The following is a 23,703-nucleotide window of genomic DNA, read 5'->3' on the forward strand; positions in this document are numbered from 1 at the left end:
TGAGAAGGAGGACATTATCATGACTTATACCATCCAGACCAGCGTCCATTCCATTGAAGAGTGTAAAAGGGCTGTAGAGGAACTGCATAAAAAAGGCTATACGAAAGAGCAGATCACCTTGGTGACGAACAATGCAAGCCAAGAAGCCATCTTGGAGAATTGGGACCTTCGCGGTGCGGACAGTGCGATTTTCTCCAGCCATTCGTTGCTGGAAAAGGTCAACAATCTGTTCAACCTAAAGCAATACGAATATTTCCAAAAAAAGACCGGGACTTTCCCCAAAGGCATGGATTTTATTGCGGACCGCATCGCTGCCATTGAAAGCGGCAGCATCGTCATCATTACGAAGGAAGCAGACGAATAACAGTTTTCTGCTCGACTCATCAAGCAGCTCTGTAAACCATGAAAAATGAAAGGACTGATGTGATATGTCAAAATTTGTGGCAGGTTCGTACGCAACCGTCGAAGCTGTGGAAACAGCCGTCAAAGGCTTGCTCGAGAAAGGACACAATGAAACCGATCTCCTGTTGGTGACCAACTCACCGGATAAAAAAGAGCGGTTGGCTAAAAAAACAGGTATTGAAGTCATCAGCGAAACAGGACACGATGAGAATTCCGGCTGGAAGGATCTCGCCCCGCTCTACCCGTCCTTCGATGAGGAGGCCCTTTACGAGCCCTCCCCTCAGCATCCTTATCCGCAGTTGTCACCGGAACAGGAAGAAGAGCAGGAGCGCAAAATGCAGGGCTACTTCTCCGAATTGGAGGAAGGGAATATTTTGATCATCGTAAGCGAGAATTAAAAACTACGGGATAACGAAAAGGCCCAGGATACGTGTTTTAAGTATCCTGGACCTTTTTGCATGCTATGATAAAATTGAACTAAACAATAAAATCTATTTCCTATTCAAAATCTGGATGCAGGAGGAAACAAATGGATGCAGAAAAAGTGAATGTCTATACCCTTTTCGCAGCTTCTTTAATCATGCTGGGCATTACCTTGTTGACGCACGATATCGTGATTTCCATAGTCATTGCCGCAATAGCCTTTCCAGCAATACGAAGCCTGATCAAAAATTACCGCAACAGGAACTGATAGCCTACTACATATGCTCCTCAGCATCCAACAGCCACATTGTCACCACTACCGCATCCCCGCCACCCTTGCCGATTGAATTACGGATTTTGGCATTGACGGACATGATTGCATTTTTATCCCGCAGCGGCATCAGGTTCATCACCCCAAAGTCATAGCCGTCGATGGTTCCCTTGACTTTGATGCTTCCCCACGGTCCATTGATTTGTTTTGTGTCCGGAACTTCAATATGATAGGTCCAAGCACCTTTGCCGGATACATATTTGAGTTCAACTTCTTTGTTATCCACTATTTTCTCTTCCAAAGTCTTTTTCCCCTTCCATTATCAGCGGTGAATATTGAATGAAATTTCGAAATGATTCGATTCAAAAAAGAAGCAGGAGAACCGTTGGACGGTTTTTCCTGCTTCTTTGTATAAGTTATAATAACTTACAGCACATGGCGATACCTACTTATAGCTGCTTCCTTCCGGATCTGACTCAATTCATAAGATCGCCATTGCCATAAGGCCTTTCGGCATTTCTTATCATACCATAGCCAAAAAGAAAAAGCTAGCCTTTATTTTCTTCCTGCATATGTTCGCGGAGATGCTTGCGGCTGTTTTCCTTGCGTTCTTTGCGCAGCGCCCGGAAAAAATCCTGCAGCAGCGTCCGGCATTCTTCCTCCAGTACACCGCGTTCCACCTCGCTCTGATGGTTGAAGCGTTCATCCTGAAGCAGGTTCATCAAAGTGCCCGCCGTCCCGCCTTTCAGGTCGGATGCGCCGTAATAGACTTTCTTGATTCGTGACAACAGGATGGCACCACAGCACATCGGGCATGGCTCCAGCGTCACATAGAGCTCCGCTTCCTCAAGCCGCCAATTTTGTTTGAACGCATTGGCCTGCCGGATCGCAGTCATTTCCGCATGCGTCGTCGCATCATTCGTCACTTCGCGTTCATTGTGCCCGCGCCCGATGATTTCACCCTTCCAGACGATCACCGCTCCGATCGGCACTTCCCCTATGGCCGCAGCTTTTTCCGCCTCCTTGATGGCTTCCCGCATATACTCTTCCTTCAACTCATCCATCTTCCACAACCTCGTCCCTTATTATGGTTCTTCAATCACGTTAAGCAAAACTTCGCTTGCTTGTTTTTTCTTAAGTAAGGCCTCGTGCATCATGATCATAACAAATAAGATAACGCCGAGATAAATGGGGAATAGCGAAACAGTGATATGGTCAGCAATCAAACCGAATACGGGCGGCATCACCAAAATCCCCACATAAGCCGCTGCCATCTGCACACCAATGATCGCTTGAGATCGATCCGCACCGAATAAATCAGGTGTGGAATGGATGATGCACGGATAAATAGGCGCACAACCCAGACCAACCAACATAAGCCCCAGAAGCGCAGTCATTTCACCGAATGGCAGCATCAAGGCCAATACACCTGCCACTATCAAAACTTGCCCCAAACGGATCATGGAGGCATCATTGAACCGCATGGTCAGAAAACCACTGATGGCCCGCCCGACAGTAATCCCGATAAAGAACAGACTCGCAAAACCAGCAGCCGTTTCTGCGGACAAGCCTCTGTGCAGGACAAGGTAGCTACTTGCCCAAAGTGCTGCCGTCTGCTCTAACGCACAGTAGCAGAAGAATGTGATCATGATCTCCTTCGCTCCAGGAATTCTGATGATCTGCTGCAAAGAAAGAGCCTTCCCATTCAATCCCTGCTCCCTGTTTTCTCCTTGCGAAAGAGGAGCACGCTTCTTTTCCCAGTGCGGCAAGCTGAATAAGAGCATGGCTGTCAAAGCGACTTGAATAAACGCGATATAATTGTAGCCCATATTCCAACGATTTCCACCGTTCAAAGCGTATGTCAACACGTACGGCCCCAGCGAGGCTCCGACTCCCCACATGCAGTGCAGCCAGCTCATATGCCTGCTGGAATAATGCAAAGCGACGTAATTGTTCAATGACGCGTCCACTCCACCTGCACCGAGTCCGTACGGGATGGCCCACAAACAAAGCATCCAAAAGGAATGACTCATTGAAAAACCGAATAAAGCAGTTGCCGTCAAGGCCACACTGATTGCGGTCACTTTCCCTGTCCCGAACCTGCGGGTAAGGCGATCACTTTGTAAACTTGAAACTATGGTTCCTGCCGCGATAATCATCGCAATGCCTCCTGCATAAGAAACCGGCACGCTGAATTCACGGTACATCGTCGGCCAAGCAGAACCCAACAACGCATCCGGCAGACCCAAACTGATAAACGCAAAATAAATGATTGCCAAAAGCAAACTGAACATCCTTTATATTTCCTCCCTGTCTATATGAAGCCATTACTATTTTAGCGTAAAAAAGATAATCAGGCATTATGTCTATGTTGAAAATCAATCCTTGCTTAATCATAGCATATTTTCATATTTTTTTAGCAAATTAATGATAATAATGATAAAATGAATGAAAAGCCTTTCAAAGCCAAAACAACCAGCCCATAAATGAGGTGACAGTTTGAATCAGAACGAACTCCAACAATTATTCCCTGAAGCCAAGATAACGACCGCGGCCAGTCTCGGGCCCGCTTACTTCACGCTGCCTTTCCAGAACAAATGGCTGCATATACCTGAACACACGCTGAGCGGACGCGAAAAAGCTCTTTTGAAGCAGTTGCTGCTCAATGAGGCCCCGACGACATCCGACATCCCGAAGAATCCTTGGGCCCAGTTTCTGTTAGGCCAGACGACCGAAATTCCGATCGGACTGGCGCAGACCCAACTGCTCCAATTCAGACTCTCGTACCGGGAAGAGGACGCCGGGTCTTTCGATCAGACACTGTGGATCGATGCCTTCAGCCAGACATTGCCGCTTGTCCGCGAATGCTTCTTTTTGAACGGCAAAAGCGGTGTCTTCATTCTCGACAGCCCGGAACCCTACTGCATCGATGAGGAATTGGCGGCGGTGCTTGATATTCTGGATGACGACTTCAGCTTGCGGACCGAGTTGTATCTGGGCCAACGCTGGCCTGTCGACGCCCGCCTGCCGCTCCTTTTCGAGGAGGAAAGGAAAATATTCGCGGCCAGCCGAACGCTCGCCAAAGGCAGCAAGATCATAACGCTTGCCGCCATCGCGCTTCCTTATTTCATTTCGGAAGCAGGAACCCAAAATCCGGTGCTGCAAGCCTTGCAGGCCACGATCGGTTCCATCGACGGCACACACGAACTGATCACAGCCATGTGGCAGAACCAAGGAAACCTGTCGAAAGCGGCAGCCGACCTTTATCTGCACCGCAACACCCTTCAGTACCGGATCGATCGCTTTTTTAATGCGACCGGCTTGGCCTTGAAGAGCATGGACGACCTGGCCTTGGCTTACCTCGCCATCGCTGCAGTAACAGCTCCTCATACCAACTAAAAAGACTGCAGAAATGGGGCTATACCCTATTCCTGCAGTCTTATTCAATTCTTATCTATGAAACTTGTCGCCTACGTTGTCTTTTACATCGCCAGCTTTGTCCTTTAAATCAGAGAATAGGTCCATTGCTGATTCTTTCCAATCGCCTGCTCTGTCCACCACACGCAAGAAGCCGTCGATCTCATCATCCGTCAAATCCTCGATTGCCCGCAAAAATTTTTGGCTGCCTTTCAGATGGTCCTTCACGAAGTTCTTCATGCGTTGACGGTTCAAATAGGAGCCGATCTTGTCCACTGCTTCTTCCTCGTATGCCAAGGCCGCCGCAATTGCCGCAATCGCTGCTGTAGCACCCAAACCGATCAACAATGCCTTTTTAGAATTCTTCATTTTATTAGTTCCCTCCTCTAACTTCCGTAACTATATTTTAGCACAAACGGAAGCGATAACCGAACAATAACACTGTCTCCCAACTGAAGACCTGCTGCTCTTAAGAATTTACCGGCACTTTTTTGTCTTTATTTTCTGCCTTGGCGGGCTTCACTGAGATCCGGATGCTGCCTTTTTGGGCACCAATCGTAACGGTATCGCCGAATTTGATCAAGCCGCTCAGCATTTCTTCACTCAACTTGTCTTCGATCTCTTTTTGAATCGCGCGTCTGATCGGACGTGCGCCGTATTCCGGATCGAAACCGGCTTTTGCGATGACATCGATGGCTGCAGGCGTGATGCGCACATGGATATCGAGATCTTTCAAGCGTTTCACGATGCCGTTCGCCATCAATTTGACGATTTCATGCAACTCGTCTTTCTCCAAGGAGTGGAAGACGATTGTTTCGTCGATACGGTTCAGGAACTCCGGACGGAAGCTGTTCTTCAGCTCTTCGCGGATGCGTTTCTCCATCGCTTTATAATCATGCTTGAGATCTTTCGCCGCGAATCCGACCGATTTTTCATCACGCAAAGCCGTTGCACCCAAGTTGGAAGTCATGATCAAGATCGTGTTGCGGAAATCAACCTTCCGTCCTTTGGAATCTGTCAAATGACCGTCATCGAGCACTTGCAGGAGGATATTAAAGACATCCGGATGGGCTTTTTCAATCTCGTCGAGAAGAATGACCGAGTAGGGTTTCTGTCTGATTTTTTCCGTCAACTGGCCGCCTTCATCATAACCGACATAGCCGGGAGGGGAGCCGATCAGACGACTTGTGCTGTATTTTTCCATGTATTCGGACATGTCCAAACGAACCAAGGCATCCTCTGTCCCGAACATCGCTTCAGCCAGTGTTTTCACCAGCTCAGTCTTGCCGACACCGGTAGGACCCAAGAATAGGAACGAGCCGATTGGGCGATTTGGGTCTTTCAATCCGGAACGTGCACGTCTGATTGCGCGGGCCACTGCACTTACCGCCTCAGATTGGCCGATGACGCGTTCGTGCAGCACTTTTTCCAGCCTCATCAAACGGTCGCTTTCCTTCTGCTCCATCTGGTTGACCGGAATCCCGGTCCACAAAGCCACCACTTCGGCTACGTCGTTTTCGGTCACTTTCAGATCGTAGTGCGTGATTGTTTGGGCTTGTTGTTCCACCATTTTTTGGAATTTCTGCTTCTTCGTCATTTCGCGTTTGCGGATGCGGGCAGCTTTGTCGAAGTCTTGATTCAGGATAGCTTCCTCTTTGTCTTTCGACAACTTCGCGATTTCCAACTCGATTTTCCCGATTGGCGTATCCCCGTGTGTGACATCCAAACGGACTTTCGCAGCGGATTCATCAATCAGATCGATCGCTTTATCCGGCAATCTTCTGGAAGTGATGTAGCGCACGGATAACTGGACAGCTGCTTTCAGCGCCTCATCAGTGATTTCCACGCCATGGTGCTCCTCGTAACGGGAACGCAAGCCACGCATGATCTCAACCGATTCTTCAGGTGTGGGCTCATCGATATGGATAGGTGCGAAACGTCTTTCCAACGCCGCATCTTTTTCGATATATTTTTGGTACTCATCAAGGGTGGTGGCACCGATTGTCTGCAGTTCGCCCCTTGCCAATGCCGGTTTCAGGATATTGGAGGCATCGATTGCCCCTTCCGCTCCGCCTGCACCAATCAAGGTGTGCAACTCATCGATGAACAGAATGACATTGCCGTCATTGTAGATTTCGTCGATGATCTTCTTCATTCTTTCCTCGAATTCACCGCGGTATTTCGTACCTGCAACCAGTGAACCCATATCCAACATCATGATACGTTTGTTCGCCAATGTATCCGGAACATCTCCGGCCACGATTTTCTGTGCCAAACCTTCCACGATGGCGGTCTTGCCGACACCCGGTTCCCCTACCAATACTGGATTGTTCTTCGTTCTGCGGGAAACGATCTGCATGATGCGGCGGACTTCCTTGTCGCGTCCTACAATCGGATCCATCCGGTTTTCCCGTGCCAATTCTGTCAGATTGCGGGCCAAGGAATCCAAAGTCGGCGTTCCTTCTTCCACTTTATCCGTCTTTTTGGCTGAACGCATATCCGGTTTGGTCGGTTGTTTGATGCCCAGTTTCTCATAGAGAGACTTACGCAGCAAATTCGGATCGATCTGCAGGTTTTTGATGATTTTGACTGCCAGAATTTCTTCTTTCAACAAGCCCAATAAAAGGTGTTCAGTTCCTACCAAAGGAACCCCCAATTTGTGCGCTTCATTTGTCGCATACATAATGACTTTTTTAGCCCGAGGAGAAAATGGCAACGGCGCGTTGAAGTCCTCCGTATTCATTTGACCGAAACCGGTCAGATGAACAATCTCTTCGCGGACTCCTTCCTCATCAATGTCGTAGCCACGCAACACTTTTCCGGCAATGCCTTCTTGCTCCCGGACTAGTCCGAGAAGCATATGCTCCGTTCCGATGGATTGATGCTTAAATTTGTGCGCTTCTTCTGTTGCCAACAACAATACTTGGCTGGCTTTATCTGTAAATAATTCATTCATTTTTAACGCCTCCTCTACGGGCTCATCTATTCAAAGCGCAAGCTGTTCAAAAAATTCCTCAACAGCAAGGCTCGTAATCTTTCTTCGTGTTCGCCTGTGTATGGGGCAAGTGACTTATCCAATACCGACAACATCAGGTTTCCTTCGCGTTTCGTGATGATACCGCGACTGTATAGATTTTGGGTTACCGCAAACGCATCTTTCTGGTTGATGCTTTCGCCTACTATAGCGATCAGCTTATCCAACAATTCCGCTTGATCCAGGATTTTCACCTTCATGATGCGTATATAGCCGCCTCCGCCGCGTTTACTTTCGACCGAGTAGCCTTGCTGTTCCGTAAAACGGGTATTGATGACATAGTTGATCTGTGAAGGTACACAATGAAAACGATCTGCCATTTCGTTCCGTCTGATTTCAATCTGCTCTTCTGCATTCAGAATCTTTTTGATATACGCTTCGATGATATCTGACATGTTCTGACCATGCATGGAATGGACGCCTCCCTTCCCCTGACTAATTTTGACTATTATATGTTTATATTATGCTATTCCTACATAACTGTCAAACAGAAAGGGCTATCCGAGGACGTTTGTGGCAAACTAGTCAAGAAAGCTGAAACCCATCCAGACTGCCTGCTACTCCCTCTACAACAGCGTATTCCCCAAACATTTCCAACAGAATTATTTGGAATGTTCCTCATTATATACTTAAAGGGAAAAAACGGCAATATATCAATGAGAAAAGCTGAACGGGTTGGTTCCGCCCTGAAAGAAATTTAGGAAATCGTGCCGACTGAGCATCGTAGAGCGCAATAGGTACGATTTATCTAATTTCCGAAGGGCTAACCCGTGAAGCTGGCCAACGTTAACACAAAAAAATAGACGCAGAAACCATCGGAATGATTTCTGCGTCTATTTTTATTTATCGGGAAGACAGGATTCGAACCTGCGACCCCTTGGTCCCAAACCAAGTGCTCTACCAAGCTGAGCTACTTCCCGGTCATAATTATGTGAAAAATGCACCCAACAGGAGTCGAACCTGTAACCGCTTGATTCGTAGTCAAGTACTCTATCCAATTGAGCTATGGGTGCGTAAGTGCCGAGAATCGGAATCGAACCGATACGGTGATCACTCACCGCAGGATTTTAAGTCCTGTGCGTCTGCCAGTTCCGCCACCCCGGCTAAAAGATAGCCATTAAAATAAAAAAAAGCGGAAGACGGGGTTCGAACCCGCGACCCCCACCTTGGCAAGGTGATGTTCTACCACTGAACTACTTCCGCATTTTTGGATGCCGGCTAAAGGATTTGAACCCTCGACCCTCTGATTACAAATCAGATGCTCTACCAACTGAGCTAAGCCGGCGTCTCGGTATATTCAATTGTTCCATCATTATCGCAAGAATGATGAATGAGTTATGCAGGGCTCGAACCTGCGACCCTCTGATTAAAAGTCAGATGCTCTACCAACTGAGCTAATAACTCATGAATGGAGGTTGACGGGATCGAACCGCCGACATTCTGCTTGTAAGGCAGACGCTCTCCCAGCTGAGCTAAACCTCCATAATATAAATGCGCGGCAACGTCCTACTCTCACAAAGGGAAACCCTTCACTACAATCGGCGCTAAGAAGCTTAACTTCTGTGTTCGAGATGGGAACAGGTGTGACCTTCTTGCCATCGTCACCGCACATTTTTCAAGAGAACGTTGTTCTCTCAAAACTGAATCTACAAAATTAAAGGGAACCCGAAAACACCGCTTGAGTTTTCTTCTTTTTAAAAATTGGTTAAGTCCTCGACCGATTAGTATTGGTCCGCTCCATACATCGCTGTACTTCCACTCCCAACCTATCTACCTGATCATCTCTCAGGGGTCTTACTCACTTAAAGTGATGGGAAATCTCATCTTGAGGGGGGCTTCACGCTTAGATGCTTTCAGCGTTTATCCCGTCCACACATAGCTACCCAGCGATGCTCTTGGCAGAACAACTGGTACACCAGCGGTGTGTCCATCCCGGTCCTCTCGTACTAAGGACAGCTCCTCTCAAATTTCCAACGCCCGCGACGGATAGGGACCGAACTGTCTCACGACGTTCTGAACCCAGCTCGCGTACCGCTTTAATGGGCGAACAGCCCAACCCTTGGGACCGACTACAGCCCCAGGATGCGATGAGCCGACATCGAGGTGCCAAACCTCCCCGTCGATGTGAACTCTTGGGGGAGATAAGCCTGTTATCCCCAGGGTAGCTTTTATCCGTTGAGCGATGGCCCTTCCATGCGGAACCACCGGATCACTAAGCCCGACTTTCGTCCCTGCTCGACTTGTAGGTCTCGCAGTCAAGCTCCCTTCTGCCTTTACACTCTACGAATGATTTCCAACCATTCTGAGGGAACCTTTGGGCGCCTCCGTTACATTTTTGGAGGCGACCGCCCCAGTCAAACTGCCCGTCTGACACTGTCTCCCTGCTCGCTAAGAGCAGCGGGTTAGAGTGGTCATATCACAAGGGTAGTATCCCACCGTTGCCTCCTCCGAGACTGGCGTCCCGGTATCATTGGCTCCTACCTATCCTGTACATGTGATACAAACACGCAATATCAAACTGCAGTAAAGCTCCATGGGGTCTTTCCGTCCTGTCGCGGGTAACCAGCATCTTCACTGGTACTATAATTTCACCGAGTCTCTCGTTGAGACAGTGCCCAAATCGTTACGCCTTTCGTGCGGGTCGGAACTTACCCGACAAGGAATTTCGCTACCTTAGGACCGTTATAGTTACGGCCGCCGTTTACTGGGGCTTCAATTCAAAGCTTCGCTTGCGCTAACCTCTCCTCTTAACCTTCCAGCACCGGGCAGGCGTCAGCCCCTATACGTCATCTTTCGATTTTGCAGAGACCTGTGTTTTTGATAAACAGTCGCTTGGGCCTATTCACTGCGGCTGACCTTGCGGTCAGCACCCCTTCTCCCGAAGTTACGGGGTCATTTTGCCGAGTTCCTTAACGAGAGTTCTCTCGCACACCTTAGGATTCTCTCCTCAACTACCTGTGTCGGTTTGCGGTACGGGCAGTTACTTTCTCACTAGAAGCTTTTCTTGGCAGTGTGACATCAGGAACTTCGCTACTAAATTTCGCTCCCCATCACAACTTGTCCTTGAGAGAAAAAGCATTTCACTCGTTCTCAGACTTGTTGCTTGGACACACATTTCCGATCGTGTGCATTCCTTAGCCTCCTGCGTCCCTCCATCGCTCAAACAAAAGCAACTGGTACAGGAATATCAACCTGTTGTCCATCGCCTACGCCTATCGGCCTCAGCTTAGGTCCCGACTAACCCTGGGAGGACGAGCCTTCCCCAGGAAACCTTAGTTATTCGGTGGACGGGATTCTCACCCGTCTTGCGCTACTCATACCGGCATTCTCACTTCTAAGCGCTCCACCAGTCCTCACGATCTGGCTTCGATGCCCTTAGAACGCTCTCCTACCACGGAACCCGAAGGTTCCATCCACAGCTTCGGTGATCTGTTTAGCCCCGGTAAATTTTCGGCGCAGGGTCACTCGACTAGTGAGCTATTACGCACTCTTTAAATGATGGCTGCTTCTGAGCCAACATCCTAGTTGTCTGTGCAACCCCACATCCTTTTCCACTTAACAGATACTTTGGGACCTTAGCTGGTGGTCTGGGCTGTTTCCCTTTTGACTACGGATCTTATCACTCGCAGTCTGACTCCCGGATCTAAATCAATGGCATTCGGAGTTTATCTGAATTCGGTAACCCGAGAAGGGCCCCTAGTCCAAACAGTGCTCTACCTCCATGATTCGCATATCCGAGGCTAGCCCTAAAGCTATTTCGGAGAGAACCAGCTATCTCCAAGTTCGATTGGAATTTCTCCGCTACCCACACCTCATCCCCGCACTTTTCAACGTGCGTGGGTTCGGTCCTCCAGTGCGTATTACCGCACCTTCAACCTGGACATGGGTAGGTCACTTGGTTTCGGGTCTACGACCTCATACTTATTCGCCCTATTCAGACTCGCTTTCGCTGCGGCTCCGTCTTTTCAACTTAACCTCGCATGAAATCGTAACTCGCCGGTCCATTCTACAAAAGGTACGCCATCACCCATTAACGGGCTTTGACTACTTGTAGGCACACGGTTTCAGGTACTGTTTCACTCCCCTTCCGGGGTGCTTTTCACCTTTCCCTCACGGTACTGGTTCACTATCGGTCACTAGGGAGTATTTAGCCTTGGGAGATGGTCCTCCCGGATTCCGACGGAATTTCTCGTGTTCCGCCGTACTCAGGATACTGGTAGAGCTGATTTGGATTTCGCATACGGGGCTATTACCCTATGTTGCGCAACTTTCCAGTTGGCTTCTGCTATCCATTGCAGTCTCATGTCCCAGTCCTACAACCCCAAAGAGCAAGCTCTTTGGTTTGGGCTTTTCCCGTTTCGCTCGCCGCTACTAAGGGAATCGAATTTTCTTTCTCTTCCTGCAGGTAATGAGATGTTTCAGTTCCCTGCGTGTTCCTCGATACACCTATGTATTCAGTGTAACGTAATATCCTATCAAAGATATTGGGTTGCCCCATTCGGAAATCTCCGGATCAAAGCTTACTTACAGCTCCCCGGAGCATATCGGTGTTAGTCCCGTCCTTCATCGGCTCCTAGTGCCTAGGCATCCACCGTGCGCCCTTATTCACTTAACCTATGGTTAAGCTCGCCATTGCTGGCTTGCTAACTTATTTCGTTAAAAACTCATTTAAGTTAACTTAAAACGCGGTAAAATGTTTAGGTTTCTTACTTTATTTTTGTAGTATTCAGTTTTCAAAGAACAAATTTTCTTGCTTGAGAGATTGATCTCTCAAAACTGAACAAAGAATGATTGAACCAAGCAAGGATTCCATTATATTCCTTAGAAAGGAGGTGATCCAGCCGCACCTTCCGATACGGCTACCTTGTTACGACTTCACCCCAATCATCTGTCCCACCTTAGGCGGCTGGCTCCAAAAAGGTTACCTCACCGACTTCGGGTGTTACAAACTCTCGTGGTGTGACGGGCGGTGTGTACAAGACCCGGGAACGTATTCACCGCGGCGTGCTGATCCGCGATTACTAGCGATTCCGGCTTCATGCAGGCGAGTTGCAGCCTGCAATCCGAACTGAGAATGGCTTTAAGAGATTCGCTTGACCTCGCGGTCTTGCTGCTCGTTGTACCATCCATTGTAGCACGTGTGTAGCCCAGGTCATAAGGGGCATGATGATTTGACGTCATCCCCACCTTCCTCCGGTTTGTCACCGGCAGTCTCATTAGAGTGCCCAACTGAATGCTGGCAACTAACAATAGGGGTTGCGCTCGTTGCGGGACTTAACCCAACATCTCACGACACGAGCTGACGACAACCATGCACCACCTGTCACTTTGTCCCCGAAGGGAAAGTCCTATCTCTAGGATTGTCAAAGGATGTCAAGACCTGGTAAGGTTCTTCGCGTTGCTTCGAATTAAACCACATGCTCCACCGCTTGTGCGGGTCCCCGTCAATTCCTTTGAGTTTCAGCCTTGCGGCCGTACTCCCCAGGCGGAGTGCTTAATGCGTTAGCTGCAGCACTGAAGGGTGGAAACCCTCCAACACTTAGCACTCATCGTTTACGGCGTGGACTACCAGGGTATCTAATCCTGTTTGCTCCCCACGCTTTCGAGCCTCAGCGTCAGTTACAGACCAGAGAGTCGCCTTCGCCACTGGTGTTCCTCCATATATCTACGCATTTCACCGCTACACATGGAATTCCACTCTCCTCTTCTGCACTCAAGTTCCCCAGTTTCCAATGACCTTCCACGGTTGAGCCGTGGGCTTTCACATCAGACTTAAGGAACCGCCTGCGCTCGCTTTACGCCCAATAAATCCGGACAACGCTTGCCACCTACGTATTACCGCGGCTGCTGGCACGTAGTTAGCCGTGGCTTTCTGGTCAGATACCGTCAAGGCTGGAGCAGTTACTCTCCAACTTGTTCTTCTCTGACAACAGAGTTTTACGATCCGAAAACCTTCTTCACTCACGCGGCGTTGCTCCGTCAGACTTTCGTCCATTGCGGAAGATTCCCTACTGCTGCCTCCCGTAGGAGTTTGGGCCGTGTCTCAGTCCCAATGTGGCCGATCACCCTCTCAGGTCGGCTACGTATCATCGTCTTGGTGAGCCATTACCTCACCAACTAACTAATACGCCGCGGGTCCATCCATAAGCGACAGCACAAAGGCCGTCTTTCCTTTCTCAATCATGCGATCAAGAAAACTATGCGGTATTAGCACCCGTTTCCGGATGTTATCCCCCTCTTATGGGCAGGTTACCCACGTGTTACTCACCCGTCCGCCACTATCTTCTCAGTGGAAGCAAGCTTCCATAGAAAAGACCGTTCGACTTGCATGTATTAGGCACGCCGCCAGCGTTCGTCCTGAGCCAGGATCAAACTCTCATGTAAATGTGGACTCTTGTACAGAAATCCTACATGTAAAAGCTGATAGCTCTTAATTTCTTGCTGACTTTATGTTTGCGATACTACGTATCGTCTTCGTTTGCTTCGACCGAAGTCTAAGCTCCTTGCACATTTGGTTCGTTCATTCTTTATTCAGTTTTCAAAGGTCAATCGCGTATCACGTGTTACGTGATTGCTTATTTATAATACCACTTGACCAGCTCGTTGTCAACGTCTTTTTAAATATTTTTTGAAGATATTTTTAAACGTTTTCGAACTGCAGTAGCAACTCTTATATATTATCAAATCCATAACCATCTGTCAACAACTATTTTTCATCGGGACAAAAGATTAATTTGACAACTTAAACAGTCTACCATCCGACGGACGCCCTGTCAACAATAAATAGCACATTTATCAAAAAGGTCTTCCAAATGTTTTCCAAACCCGCACACAAAAAGATTCAACAAACTAGTTGCGGATATTATAGTCAGTTTATTCGTCAAGGAGGAATTGTTTTGACCATCGTTGCTTACATATCCATCTTTTATTTCGGAGCCATTTTCGGATCTTTCTTCACCGTCCTGGGAACGCGTATCCCCATCAAAGAAAACTTCACAACCACACGTTCCCACTGCGTCCATTGTCAGCATACGCTGCAGACCAAAGATCTTTTTCCGATTTTTTCTTACGTGTCCCACCGCGGGAAGTGTGCGTACTGCGCTGTAAAAATAGATGCGCTGTACTTCGCTTCGGAAATCATTTCCGGTTTCGTGGCCTGTCTGCTCTATTATTTCTACGCAACAGACGTGCTGCAGTTGGTCGCTCTCGCCTTTGTGTTCTCACTGTTGCTGGTCATAGCGATTGCCGACTATCTCTATCTGTTGATTCCCGATCGCTTCCAGCTCTTATTGCTGTTCGGTGTCTTGTTTCGCCAAGCCGTGCTTCCGGTTGTGGATTGGCCGGCAGCCTTCATCAGTCTCTTTGTGATTTTTTCCTTGTTGTTTTTCACAAGCCTCGCTCTTCCGGACGGAATCGGGGGCGGCGATGTCAAACTGCTTTCGATCTTGAGCCTCGCTTTCGGGTTGGAGCCCACCCTGTTCATCATCCTGTTGGCCAGTTTCTCCGCAGGCTCCTATTTTCTGCACACCCACATGGCGAAAGGCAGCTCCCTGCAGCGCAGATTACCTTTCGGGCCATTCCTCGCCGCTTCTGCTGTCGTGGTGCACTTTGCGCAACTGCTATTGGTTCGTTAACACCCGGATAGCCCTTTGATTCTATAGGGGGAATGCATTTACGCTCAGAAATAACCCGTCAAAACCATTTTGGCAGGGAAAATCAGTTCAAATCACAGTCAGAAAACCCGCCGAAACCATTTTGGCGGGGAAAAACATCCGCGGACAACATGATACTCTCCGCCAAACCCATTTCGGCGGGGAATTCCGCCCCTAAAATCGAACTCGAGTCCCGACACGTACATCACCAAACAAAAAAACGCCCTAGAAAAGCAATTTGCTTTTCCGGGGCGTCCATCTTTTTAGGCTTTGTAGTCAGATAGGTTTGAACCAGTTTCGGCTGTGTCAGTGATGCTATAGACGCTCTCACTTTCGGCTTCGACGGCTTTCGGCTCCATCTTACGGTAGCGGGCCATACCTGTACCAGCAGGGATGATCTTACCGATGATAACATTCTCTTTAAGACCCAACAAGGAATCTTTCTTGCCGCGGATCGCAGCATCCGTCAAGACACGAGTCGTTTCTTGGAAGGAAGCAGCAGACAAGAAGCTGTTTGTTTCCAAGGACGCTTTTGTGATCCCCAACAGAACTGGACGGGCTGTTGCTGGAACTTCCCCAGCGTTGATGACAGCACGGTTACGGTCTTCGAAATCTGAGATATCCATCAGTGTACCTGGCAGGATATCTGTTGAACCCGGATCCATAACGCGGACTTTACGCAACATTTGACGGACCATAACCTCGATATGCTTGTCGCCGATTTCTACCCCTTGCATACGGTATACTTTCTGAACTTCGCGCAGCAAGTAAGTCTCAACAGACAGTACGTCGCGGACGCGCAGCAAGCTCTTAGGCTCGATGGATCCTTCAGTCAATGGATCACCACGGTGAACGATGTCGCCTTCAGCCACTTTCGTACGTGCAGTGTAAGGGATGGTATACGTTCTTGTATCCGTGATACCTTTGACTGTTACTTCTTTGGAACGATCGGATGCACTTTCATCGATGGAGACAACTTCCCCTGTAACTTCTGTGATGATCGCTTGTCCTTTCGGATTACGCGCTTCAAAAATTTCTTGGATACGCGGCAAACCTTGTGTGATATCGTCTCCGGCAACCCCACCCGTATGGAATGTACGCATGGTCAATTGAGTACCAGGCTCACCGATGGATTGGGCAGCAATCGTACCGACTGCTTCACCAACCTCAACATTTGAACCAGTAGCCAAGTTGCGGCCGTAGCAACGTTTGCAGACGCCGTGTCTCGTGTGGCACGTGAACACGGAACGGATCGTCACTTCTTCGATACCGGCATCAATGATTTCTTTCGCCATATCTTCTGTGATCAATTGGTTATGCACAGCAAGAACGTTGCCGTTCTCTGGATGGATAACTGTTTTTTGAGCATAACGGCCAATCAGACGTTCTTCCAAGTCCTCAATGACTTCATTGCCTTCTCGGATGGAACGGACTATCAGACCACGATCGGTTCCGCAATCGTCTTCACGGATGATGACATCTTGCGCCACGTCAACCAGACGACGAGTCAGGTAACCTGAATCGGCTGTCTTCAAGGCTGTATCGGTCATCCCTTTACGAGCTCCATGGGTAGAGATAAACATTTCCAAAACGCTTAGTCCTTCACGGAAGTTCGAAGTGATCGGCAATTCCATGATCTTACCGTTTGGAGCAGCCATCAGACCACGCATACCGGCAAGTTGCGTAAAGTTGGAGATGTTACCACGGGCTCCGGAATCACTCATCATGAAGATCGGGTTTTCTTGTCCCAATGTCTTCATCAGTTCGACTTGGATTTCATCCTTCGCCATATTCCAGGTTGTGATGATGCTGGTGTATCTTTCATCATCAGTGATCAGACCACGACGGAATTGCTTCGTGATGTTATCGACTTTTTTGTGGGCTCTATCCAGGATCTCTGCTTTGGATTCCAATACCAAAATATCGGCGATCCCTACAGTGATACCTGCACGAGTCGAGATTTTATAACCCAAGTCCTTCATTTTGTCCAGCATCTTCGAAGTTTCCGTTACTTGGAACTTCTTGAATACGGCAGCAATGATGTTTCCAAGGTATTTCTTCTTGAACGGTCCAACAATTTCTTGTTTTTTGATGAACGCAGGAATATCTTCACCTGGTTCGGCAAAATATTTATCCGGAGTCGCAACATCCAAGTTGAATTGGGTAGGTTCATTCAGGTACGGGAATTCATCAGGCATGATTTCGTTGAAGAAGATCTTACCGACTGTCGTGACCAACAGACGGCCTCTTTGCCATTCTGTCCATGGTTTCTTAGGCAACGAATTCGTGCTGATTGCTACTCTTGTATGCAGATGGACAAAGCCACCTTCATAAGCCAGACCAGCTTCTTCAGCATTGGAGAAGATCATTCCTTCGCCGACTTTATTTATTTCTTCCAGAGTCAGGTAATAGTTACCCAAGACCATATCCTGGGATGGTGTTACGACTGGTTTACCATCTTTTGGATTCAAGATGTTCTGTGCAGCCAGCATCAATAGACGCGCTTCTGCTTGCGCTTCTTCGCCCAGCGGTACGTGGACGGCCATTTGGTCACCATCGAAATCGGCATTGTAGGCTTCACATACCAACGGGTGAAGACGGATTGCTTTACCTTCGACAAGTACCGGTTCAAACGCTTGGATACCCAAACGGTGAAGCGTCGGTGCGCGGTTCAGCAATACTGGATGTTCTCTGATGACATCTTCCAATACATCCCATACATCATCGTCCATGCGGTCGATTTTGCGTTTTGCATTTTTGATGTTGCTTGCGATATCACGGGCAACCAATTCTTTCATCAAGAACGGTTTGAACAACTCGATCGCCATTTCTTTCGGTAATCCGCATTGATACATTTTCAGGAAAGGTCCAACTACGATTACGGAACGTCCGGAGTAGTCAACACGTTTACCCAGCAAGTTTTGACGGAAACGTCCTTGTTTCCCTTTCAACATGTGCGAAAGTGATTTCAACGGACGGTTACCTGGTCCTGTTACAGGACGGCCACGACGACCGTTATCGATCAAAGCATCGACAGCTTCCTGCAGCATACGTTTTTCATTCTGAACGATGATGTTCGGTGCGTTCAAGTCCAACAAGCGTTTCAGACGGTTGTTACGGTTGATGACACGACGGTAAAGGTCGTTCAAGTCACTTGTTGCGAAACGGCCGCCTTCCAATTGAACCATCGGACGCAAATCTGGAGGGATAACCGGGATTACATCCATGATCATCCAGCTAGGTTTGTTTCCTGAAGAACGGAAAGCATCCAAGATGTCCAAACGACGGATTGCACGCGTACGTTTTTGTCCAGTCGCGGATTTCAAGTCTTCTTTTAATTGTTCACATTCAGTATCGACATCGACGCGATCAAGCAATTGCTTGATGGCTTCCGCACCCATGGCCGCATGGAAACTGTTTCCGAATTGCGCCCGTTTGTCACGGTATTCTCTTTCCGTCAGCAACTGTTTCGATTCCAACACAGTGTCACCTGGTTCGATGACAACGTATGAAGCGAAGTAAATGATTTCTTCCAACGCGCGCGGGCTCATATCCAATACAAGTCCCATACGGCTAGGAATCCCTTTGAAGTACCATACATGGGTTACAGGAGCAGCCAATTCGATATGGCCCATTCTTTCACGACGGACCTTAGCGCGGGTTACTTCAACGCCACAGCGATCGCAAACGATCCCTTTGTAACGGATACCATTGTATTTACCACATGAACATTTCCAGTCCTTTTGCGGTCCAAAAATTCTCTCGCAGAACAAACCTTCTTTTTCAGGTTTCAGTGTTCTGTAGTTGATTGTTTCTGGTTTTTTAACTTCCCCGTAAGACCAGCTACGGATCTTATCAGGAGAAGCCAAAGAGATTTGCATACTTTCAAATTTATTAACGTCTATCAAGGGGCCAACCTCCCTTTATTCTTTGAGCTGCCCAAAATGCTCTATCTGCGTTTCTCGCGAGGCAATGCGCTTTGATCAAACATGCACCCGAACGCCTCAGCAGCGCCCGGGAACACGAATTAGTCTCTCTTCATTGCTTCAGATTGTTTATTTAATCTTTCCATATTCACAACATCGTCTTCTTCATCCATGTCGCGCAATTCGATTTCTTCTTCTGCTTCATCAAGCACTTTCATATCCAATCCGAGTGCTTGCAATTCTTTCACCAATACGCGGAATGATTCAGGTACACCTGGACGAGGAATTGTTTCGCCTTTGACGATCGCTTCGTATGTTTTCACACGACCGACAACATCATCTGATTTGTATGTCAAGATTTCTTGCAATGTATAGGCAGCACCATAAGCTTCCAGTGCCCAAACTTCCATCTCTCCGAAACGTTGTCCACCGAACTGAGCTTTACCACCCAACGGCTGTTGTGTAACTAGAGAGTATGGTCCAGTTGAACGAGCATGCAATTTATCATCAACCATGTGGGAAAGTTTCAGATAGTACATGACGCCGACTGATACACGGTTATCGAATGGTTGACCTGTACGGCCATCATATAGGATTGTTTTGGCATCGTTCGCCATACCGGCTTCAGCCACAGTACCCCAAACGTCATCTTCATCCGCACCATCGAATACCGGAGATGCGACATAGATGCCTAATGAACGGGCAGCCATACCTAAGTGAAGTTCCAATACTTGTCCGATGTTCATACGCGATGGTACCCCTAGAGGGTTCAACATGATGTCAACAGGAGTGCCGTCTGGCATGTATGGCATATCTTCTTCAGGCATGATACGGGATACAACCCCTTTGTTACCATGACGTCCGGCCATTTTATCCCCTTCGTTGATCTTACGTTTTTGAACGATGTAGACACGCACCAACAGATTCACGCCAGGTGACAGTTCATCCCCTGCTTCACGTGTAAAGATCTTAACATCGTGGACGATACCGCCGCCGCCGTGAGGAACACGTAGCGATGTATCGCGCACTTCGCGGGCTTTTTCACCGAAGATGGCATGCAATAGACGCTCTTCCGCAGACAGTTCCGTCATCCCTTTAGGAGTGACTTTACCGACCAGGATATCCCCGTCTTTAACTTCCGCACCGACGCGGATGATGCCGCGCTCGTCAAGATCTTTCAAAGCATCTTCGCCGACGTTAGGCAATTCGCGGGTGATTTCTTCAGGTCCAAGTTTCGTATCACGTGCTTCTGATTCGTATTCTTCGATATGGATAGAAGTGTACACATCATCACGGACAAGACGTTCGTTCATTATAACAGCATCTTCATAGTTGTAACCTTCCCAAGTCATGAAGGCAACCAAAACGTTCTGTCCAAGGGCCATTTCGCCTTTTTCCATAGATGGGCCATCCGCTAATGTCTCGCCGACATCGACACGGTCTCCCAAAGCTACGATCGGACGTTGGTTATAGCAAGTTCCTGAGTTGGAACGTTGGAACTTGATGATTTCGTATTTATCCAAAGCGCCATTGTCGCGACGGACACGGATTTCTTTGGCATCCACGTATTCAACCACACCATCATTCTGGCACAACAGAGCTGCACCTGAGTCATGAGCGGCTTTGTACTCCATCCCGGTACCGACAAACGGTGCTTGCGGGTTGATCAATGGAACAGCTTGACGTTGCATGTTGGCACCCATCAAAGCACGGTTGGAGTCATCGTTTTCCAAGAACGGAATGCAGGCTGTCGCGACAGCAACTACTTGTTTTGGAGAAACGTCCATGTAATCGACGCGTTCGATCGGAACTTCCAAGTTGTCATGGATATAACGGGCCATGACGATATTGTTGGCGAAGCTTCCGTCTTCCAATAGGACCGAGTTGGCTTGCGCAACGGTGAAGTTATCTTCTTCGTCAGCGGTCAAGTAGTCGATGATATTGGTAACTTTATGCGTGTTCCAGTCGACACGACGGTAAGGCGTTTCGATGAAGCCATATTTGTTGATTTTTGCATAACTGGACAAGCTGTTGATCAGTCCGATATTCGGGCCCTCAGGCGTTTCGATCGGACACATACGGCCATAGTGGGAATAGTGAACGTCTCGGACTTCATATCCGGCACGGTCTCTCGTCAAACCGCCGGGTCCTAAGGCAGAAAGACGGCGTTTGTGCGTCAATTCGCCCAACGGATTCGTTTGGTCCATGAACTGTGACAATTGGGATGAACCAAAGAATTCTTTGATTGCAGCCACTACCGGGCGGATGTTGATCAATTGTTGCGGCGTTACGGTAGAAACATCCTGAATGGACATTCTTTCGCGCACGACACGCTCCATCCGTGACAAACCGATACGGAATTGGTTCTGCAACAACTCTCCGACTGAACGGATACGTCTGTTACCCAAGTGGTCGATGTCATCCGTTGTTCCCAATCCTTCAGTAAGGTTGAAGAAATAGTTCATGGAAGCAAAGATGTCGGCAGTCGTCAGATGTTTAATATCGTCAGCAATTTCAGAATTCCCGATGATGTTGATGACTTTTTCAGGGTCTTTCTTAGAGTAGACTTTCACTACTTGCATAACGACCGGATCAGTCACAACGCCATCATCAGAAGGATACAACGTCACTTGATTCAAGCCGTTGTCCAAATAAGGCGTTAAGCGTTCCATCATGCCGCGGTCCAATTCGGTCCCTTTTTCTGCGATGATTTCACCTGTTTCAGGATCGACCAATGTTTCAGCCAATATCTGGTTGTACAAGCGTGTTTTGACATTCAATTTTTTGTTTACTTTGTAGCGTCCAACTGGAGCCATGTCATATCTTCTTGGGTCGAAGAAACGGGCATTCAGCAAGTTACGCGAGCTGTCTGCAGTTTTCGGTTCGCCCGGACGAAGTCTCTCGTAGACGTCTTTCAACGCTTCTTCTGTTCTGGAGTCCGATGCGTTTTTATGCACGTCTTTTTCCATAGTCAAACGTAAGCTTTCGTGGTCGCCGAAGATCTCAAGGATCTGATCATCCGAACCGAAGCCCAATGCGCGGACCAAAACGGTCAACGGGATTTTTCTGGTGCGGTCGATACGGACGTAAGAGATGTCTTTCGCATCCGTCTCATATTCCAACCATGCGCCACGGTTAGGAATCAATGTGTTTCCGAAGCTTTCTTTTCCGTTTTTATCCATCTTTTTATGGAAATAAACGCCTGGAGAACGAACCAATTGGGAGACGATAACACGTTCCGCTCCGTTGATGATGAAGGTACCCATGTCTGTCATTAATGGGAAGTCACCAAAGAAAACTTCCTGGTCTTTGATTTCGCCTGTTTCTTTGTTGATCAAACGCAGTTTTACATAAATCGGTGCCGAGTAGTTGGCATCATGTGCACGTGCTTCTGAAACAGTGTATTTTGGATCATGGAATTCATAGTCGACAAATTCCAATGCTAAGTTCCCTGTGTGATCTTCAATCGGCGTGATGTCCTTGAACATCTCTTTGATTCCGGTTTCCAGGAACCATTCATAAGAATCCGTTTGAATCTCAATCAGGTTAGGAAGCTCTAACACTTCACTGATACGCGAATAACTTCTGCGGGTACGTTGTTTCCCGAATTTTTCATTATGCCCTAACAACTTCTTCACCCCTACTTAAATTTAGACATTTAGCGACAACACACTCTTATGTTGCAGTTTCGCAACAAGTGTTACGTTTTTGTTACATATACATTCCGCAACGTTTTTTTGGCAAAAAAAAACCAAAAGAAGGTTGCAATTTCTGAGAAAATTACTCTTTCTTTTGTTTTCTGCCTCGAAAAGCGCGTCTGGACAATATTTCAGTCGCGTTTTCTGAATTATCTTATGCGTCTATATTACCTTACTATTCTACACACATGGCTTCCATTTGTCAACAGCCTTCCGCCCGCATCCGGAGCGATCCGGGACGCGTGTCAAGCCTTGACCGATTGGATGATCCAATAGCCTTTGTCGCGTGCGATGATTTCGACGTTACCGAAGACATCCAGCATTTTCTGCTCGGCACTCGGCGCGCCTTGCTTCTTCTGGATGACCACAGTCAGCGTGCCACCCGGCAAGAGATGCGTGTGTGCTTCCGACAGGATGCGATGGACGACCTGTTTCCCGGCGCGGATTGGCGGATTGCTGACGATTGCAGCGAATTGCCTTCCTTCGGGTACTTGATCGTAGGTATTCGATTCGTAGACTTTCACATTGCGGATGTTGTTGGCTTCCGCATTTCTGCGTGCCAAAGACATAGCCCGCTCGTTTACGTCCACCATCTCCACCAGTCTGGTAGGATAAGCATGCGCGAGCGCAAGCCCCATCGGACCGTAACCGCAGCCGACATCCAGGATATCCCCGGCCACTTCCTCATTCAAGCGGAAGCTTTCGATCAATAAGCGCGAACCAAAGTCGACCGTTCTTTTGGAGAAGACACCGCTGTCCGAGATGAAACGGAATTCACGACCCCTCAATGGAAACGTCCAGGAAGTTTCCTTGCTTTCGGTTTCAGGGTTCTTTGTGTAGTAATGATTTGACATATTTCCAACTCCTTCTGACGGAAGTC

14 protein-coding genes, 7 tRNA genes, 3 rRNA genes and 1 other RNA gene are annotated in these 23,703 nt (G+C 48.1%); 5 read left to right on the forward strand and 20 right to left on the reverse strand.

Annotated features, from left to right (window positions below):
* Window positions 1–19 precede the first annotated feature (19 nt).
* The 3 genes from ACKPBX_RS07235 to ACKPBX_RS07245 all read left to right on the forward strand — a co-directional run bounded on the left by ACKPBX_RS07235 (window position 20) and on the right by ACKPBX_RS07245 (window position 1,093).
* A complete protein-coding gene (locus ACKPBX_RS07235; protein WP_319995004.1) occupies window positions 20–364 on the forward strand; it encodes a general stress protein in 345 nt (114 codons plus the stop codon).
* Between the two features lie 64 nt (window positions 365–428).
* On the forward strand, window positions 429–800 hold the full coding sequence (locus tag ACKPBX_RS07240; RefSeq protein ID WP_086630025.1) for a general stress protein: 372 nt from the start codon (window positions 429–431) through the stop codon (window positions 798–800).
* Between the two features lie 131 nt (window positions 801–931).
* Window positions 932–1,093: a hypothetical protein gene (locus ACKPBX_RS07245; protein WP_319995005.1), complete on the forward strand. Its 162-nt coding sequence runs from the start codon at window positions 932–934 to the stop codon at window positions 1,091–1,093.
* 7 nt (window positions 1,094–1,100) lie between these two features.
* Here ACKPBX_RS07245 and ACKPBX_RS07250 read toward each other — a convergent pair whose 3' ends face one another.
* From ACKPBX_RS07250 to ACKPBX_RS07265, 4 genes are all read right to left on the reverse strand, one after another.
* The gene (locus ACKPBX_RS07250) at window positions 1,101–1,397 is read right to left on the reverse strand and encodes a DUF1905 domain-containing protein (protein ID WP_319995006.1); all 297 of its coding nucleotides are present in this window, start codon (window positions 1,395–1,397) and stop codon (window positions 1,101–1,103) included.
* Between the two features lie 119 nt (window positions 1,398–1,516).
* Window positions 1,517–1,603: signal recognition particle sRNA small type (gene ffs / locus ACKPBX_RS07255), an RNA gene on the reverse strand.
* A gap of 41 nt (window positions 1,604–1,644) precedes the next feature.
* Entirely contained in the window at window positions 1,645–2,160 is a 516-nt protein-coding gene (gene tadA, locus ACKPBX_RS07260) for a tRNA adenosine(34) deaminase TadA (protein WP_086943007.1), read from the reverse strand.
* A gap of 21 nt (window positions 2,161–2,181) precedes the next feature.
* Window positions 2,182–3,390 carry an MFS transporter gene (locus ACKPBX_RS07265; protein ID WP_086630028.1) on the reverse strand — a complete coding sequence of 403 codons (1,209 nt, stop codon included), beginning with the start codon at window positions 3,388–3,390 and terminating at the stop codon, window positions 2,182–2,184.
* Between the two features lie 205 nt (window positions 3,391–3,595).
* Here ACKPBX_RS07265 and ACKPBX_RS07270 point away from each other — a divergent pair, with 205 nt between their 5' ends.
* On the forward strand, window positions 3,596–4,495 hold the full coding sequence (locus tag ACKPBX_RS07270; RefSeq protein WP_319995007.1) for a helix-turn-helix domain-containing protein: 900 nt from the start codon (window positions 3,596–3,598) through the stop codon (window positions 4,493–4,495).
* Window positions 4,496–4,546: 51 nt separating this feature from the next.
* Here ACKPBX_RS07270 and ACKPBX_RS07275 read toward each other — a convergent pair whose 3' ends face one another.
* The 13 genes from ACKPBX_RS07275 to ACKPBX_RS07335 all read right to left on the reverse strand — a co-directional run bounded on the left by ACKPBX_RS07275 (window position 4,547) and on the right by ACKPBX_RS07335 (window position 13,931).
* Complete coding sequence (locus ACKPBX_RS07275) at window positions 4,547–4,882, reverse strand: hypothetical protein (protein WP_086630030.1); 336 nt, start codon at window positions 4,880–4,882, stop codon at window positions 4,547–4,549.
* Window positions 4,883–4,982: 100 nt separating this feature from the next.
* Complete coding sequence (locus ACKPBX_RS07280) at window positions 4,983–7,469, reverse strand: ATP-dependent Clp protease ATP-binding subunit (protein WP_319995008.1); 2,487 nt, start codon at window positions 7,467–7,469, stop codon at window positions 4,983–4,985.
* Between the two features lie 26 nt (window positions 7,470–7,495).
* Window positions 7,496–7,957, reverse strand: a complete 462-nt coding sequence (locus ACKPBX_RS07285) for a CtsR family transcriptional regulator (protein ID WP_086630032.1) — start codon at window positions 7,955–7,957, stop codon at window positions 7,496–7,498.
* 436 nt (window positions 7,958–8,393) lie between these two features.
* Window positions 8,394–8,467: transfer RNA gene (locus ACKPBX_RS07290), tRNA-Pro, on the reverse strand.
* 19 nt (window positions 8,468–8,486) lie between these two features.
* Window positions 8,487–8,560, reverse strand: a tRNA-Arg gene (locus ACKPBX_RS07295).
* A gap of 5 nt (window positions 8,561–8,565) precedes the next feature.
* Window positions 8,566–8,651 (reverse strand) — tRNA-Leu (locus ACKPBX_RS07300).
* Between the two features lie 27 nt (window positions 8,652–8,678).
* A tRNA-Gly gene (locus ACKPBX_RS07305) sits at window positions 8,679–8,750 on the reverse strand.
* A 9-nt stretch (window positions 8,751–8,759) separates the two neighbouring features.
* Window positions 8,760–8,832 (reverse strand) — tRNA-Thr (locus ACKPBX_RS07310).
* Window positions 8,833–8,878: 46 nt separating this feature from the next.
* Window positions 8,879–8,951, reverse strand: a tRNA-Lys gene (locus ACKPBX_RS07315).
* Window positions 8,952–8,956: 5 nt separating this feature from the next.
* Window positions 8,957–9,029, reverse strand: a tRNA-Val gene (locus ACKPBX_RS07320).
* Window positions 9,030–9,040: 11 nt separating this feature from the next.
* A 5S ribosomal RNA gene (rrf, locus tag ACKPBX_RS07325) occupies window positions 9,041–9,156 on the reverse strand.
* A gap of 92 nt (window positions 9,157–9,248) precedes the next feature.
* A 23S ribosomal RNA gene (locus tag ACKPBX_RS07330) occupies window positions 9,249–12,162 on the reverse strand.
* Between the two features lie 210 nt (window positions 12,163–12,372).
* Window positions 12,373–13,931: ribosomal RNA gene (locus ACKPBX_RS07335) — 16S ribosomal RNA — on the reverse strand.
* Together the 16S, 23S and 5S rRNA genes with 7 tRNA genes alongside form the textbook arrangement of a ribosomal RNA operon.
* 512 nt (window positions 13,932–14,443) lie before the next feature.
* Here ACKPBX_RS07335 and ACKPBX_RS07340 point away from each other — a divergent pair.
* Complete coding sequence (locus ACKPBX_RS07340) at window positions 14,444–15,181, forward strand: prepilin peptidase (protein ID WP_319995009.1); 738 nt, start codon at window positions 14,444–14,446, stop codon at window positions 15,179–15,181.
* A 281-nt stretch (window positions 15,182–15,462) separates the two neighbouring features.
* On the opposite strand, the gene rpoC is transcribed toward ACKPBX_RS07340, so the two are convergent.
* From rpoC to ACKPBX_RS07355, 3 genes are all read right to left on the reverse strand, one after another.
* Complete coding sequence (gene rpoC / locus ACKPBX_RS07345; RefSeq protein ID WP_086628833.1) at window positions 15,463–19,107, reverse strand: DNA-directed RNA polymerase subunit beta'; 3,645 nt, start codon at window positions 19,105–19,107, stop codon at window positions 15,463–15,465.
* Window positions 19,108–19,226: 119 nt separating this feature from the next.
* The gene (rpoB, locus tag ACKPBX_RS07350; protein ID WP_168173211.1) at window positions 19,227–22,754 is read right to left on the reverse strand and encodes a DNA-directed RNA polymerase subunit beta; all 3,528 of its coding nucleotides are present in this window, start codon (window positions 22,752–22,754) and stop codon (window positions 19,227–19,229) included.
* A 314-nt stretch (window positions 22,755–23,068) separates the two neighbouring features.
* A complete protein-coding gene (locus ACKPBX_RS07355) occupies window positions 23,069–23,677 on the reverse strand; it encodes a class I SAM-dependent methyltransferase (protein ID WP_319995010.1) in 609 nt (202 codons plus the stop codon).
* Window positions 23,678–23,703: the final 26 nt, after the last annotated feature.

The organism is Trichococcus shcherbakoviae, assembly GCF_963666195.1.
GTDB classification, from domain to species: Bacteria; Bacillota; Bacilli; order Lactobacillales; family Aerococcaceae; genus Trichococcus; species Trichococcus shcherbakoviae.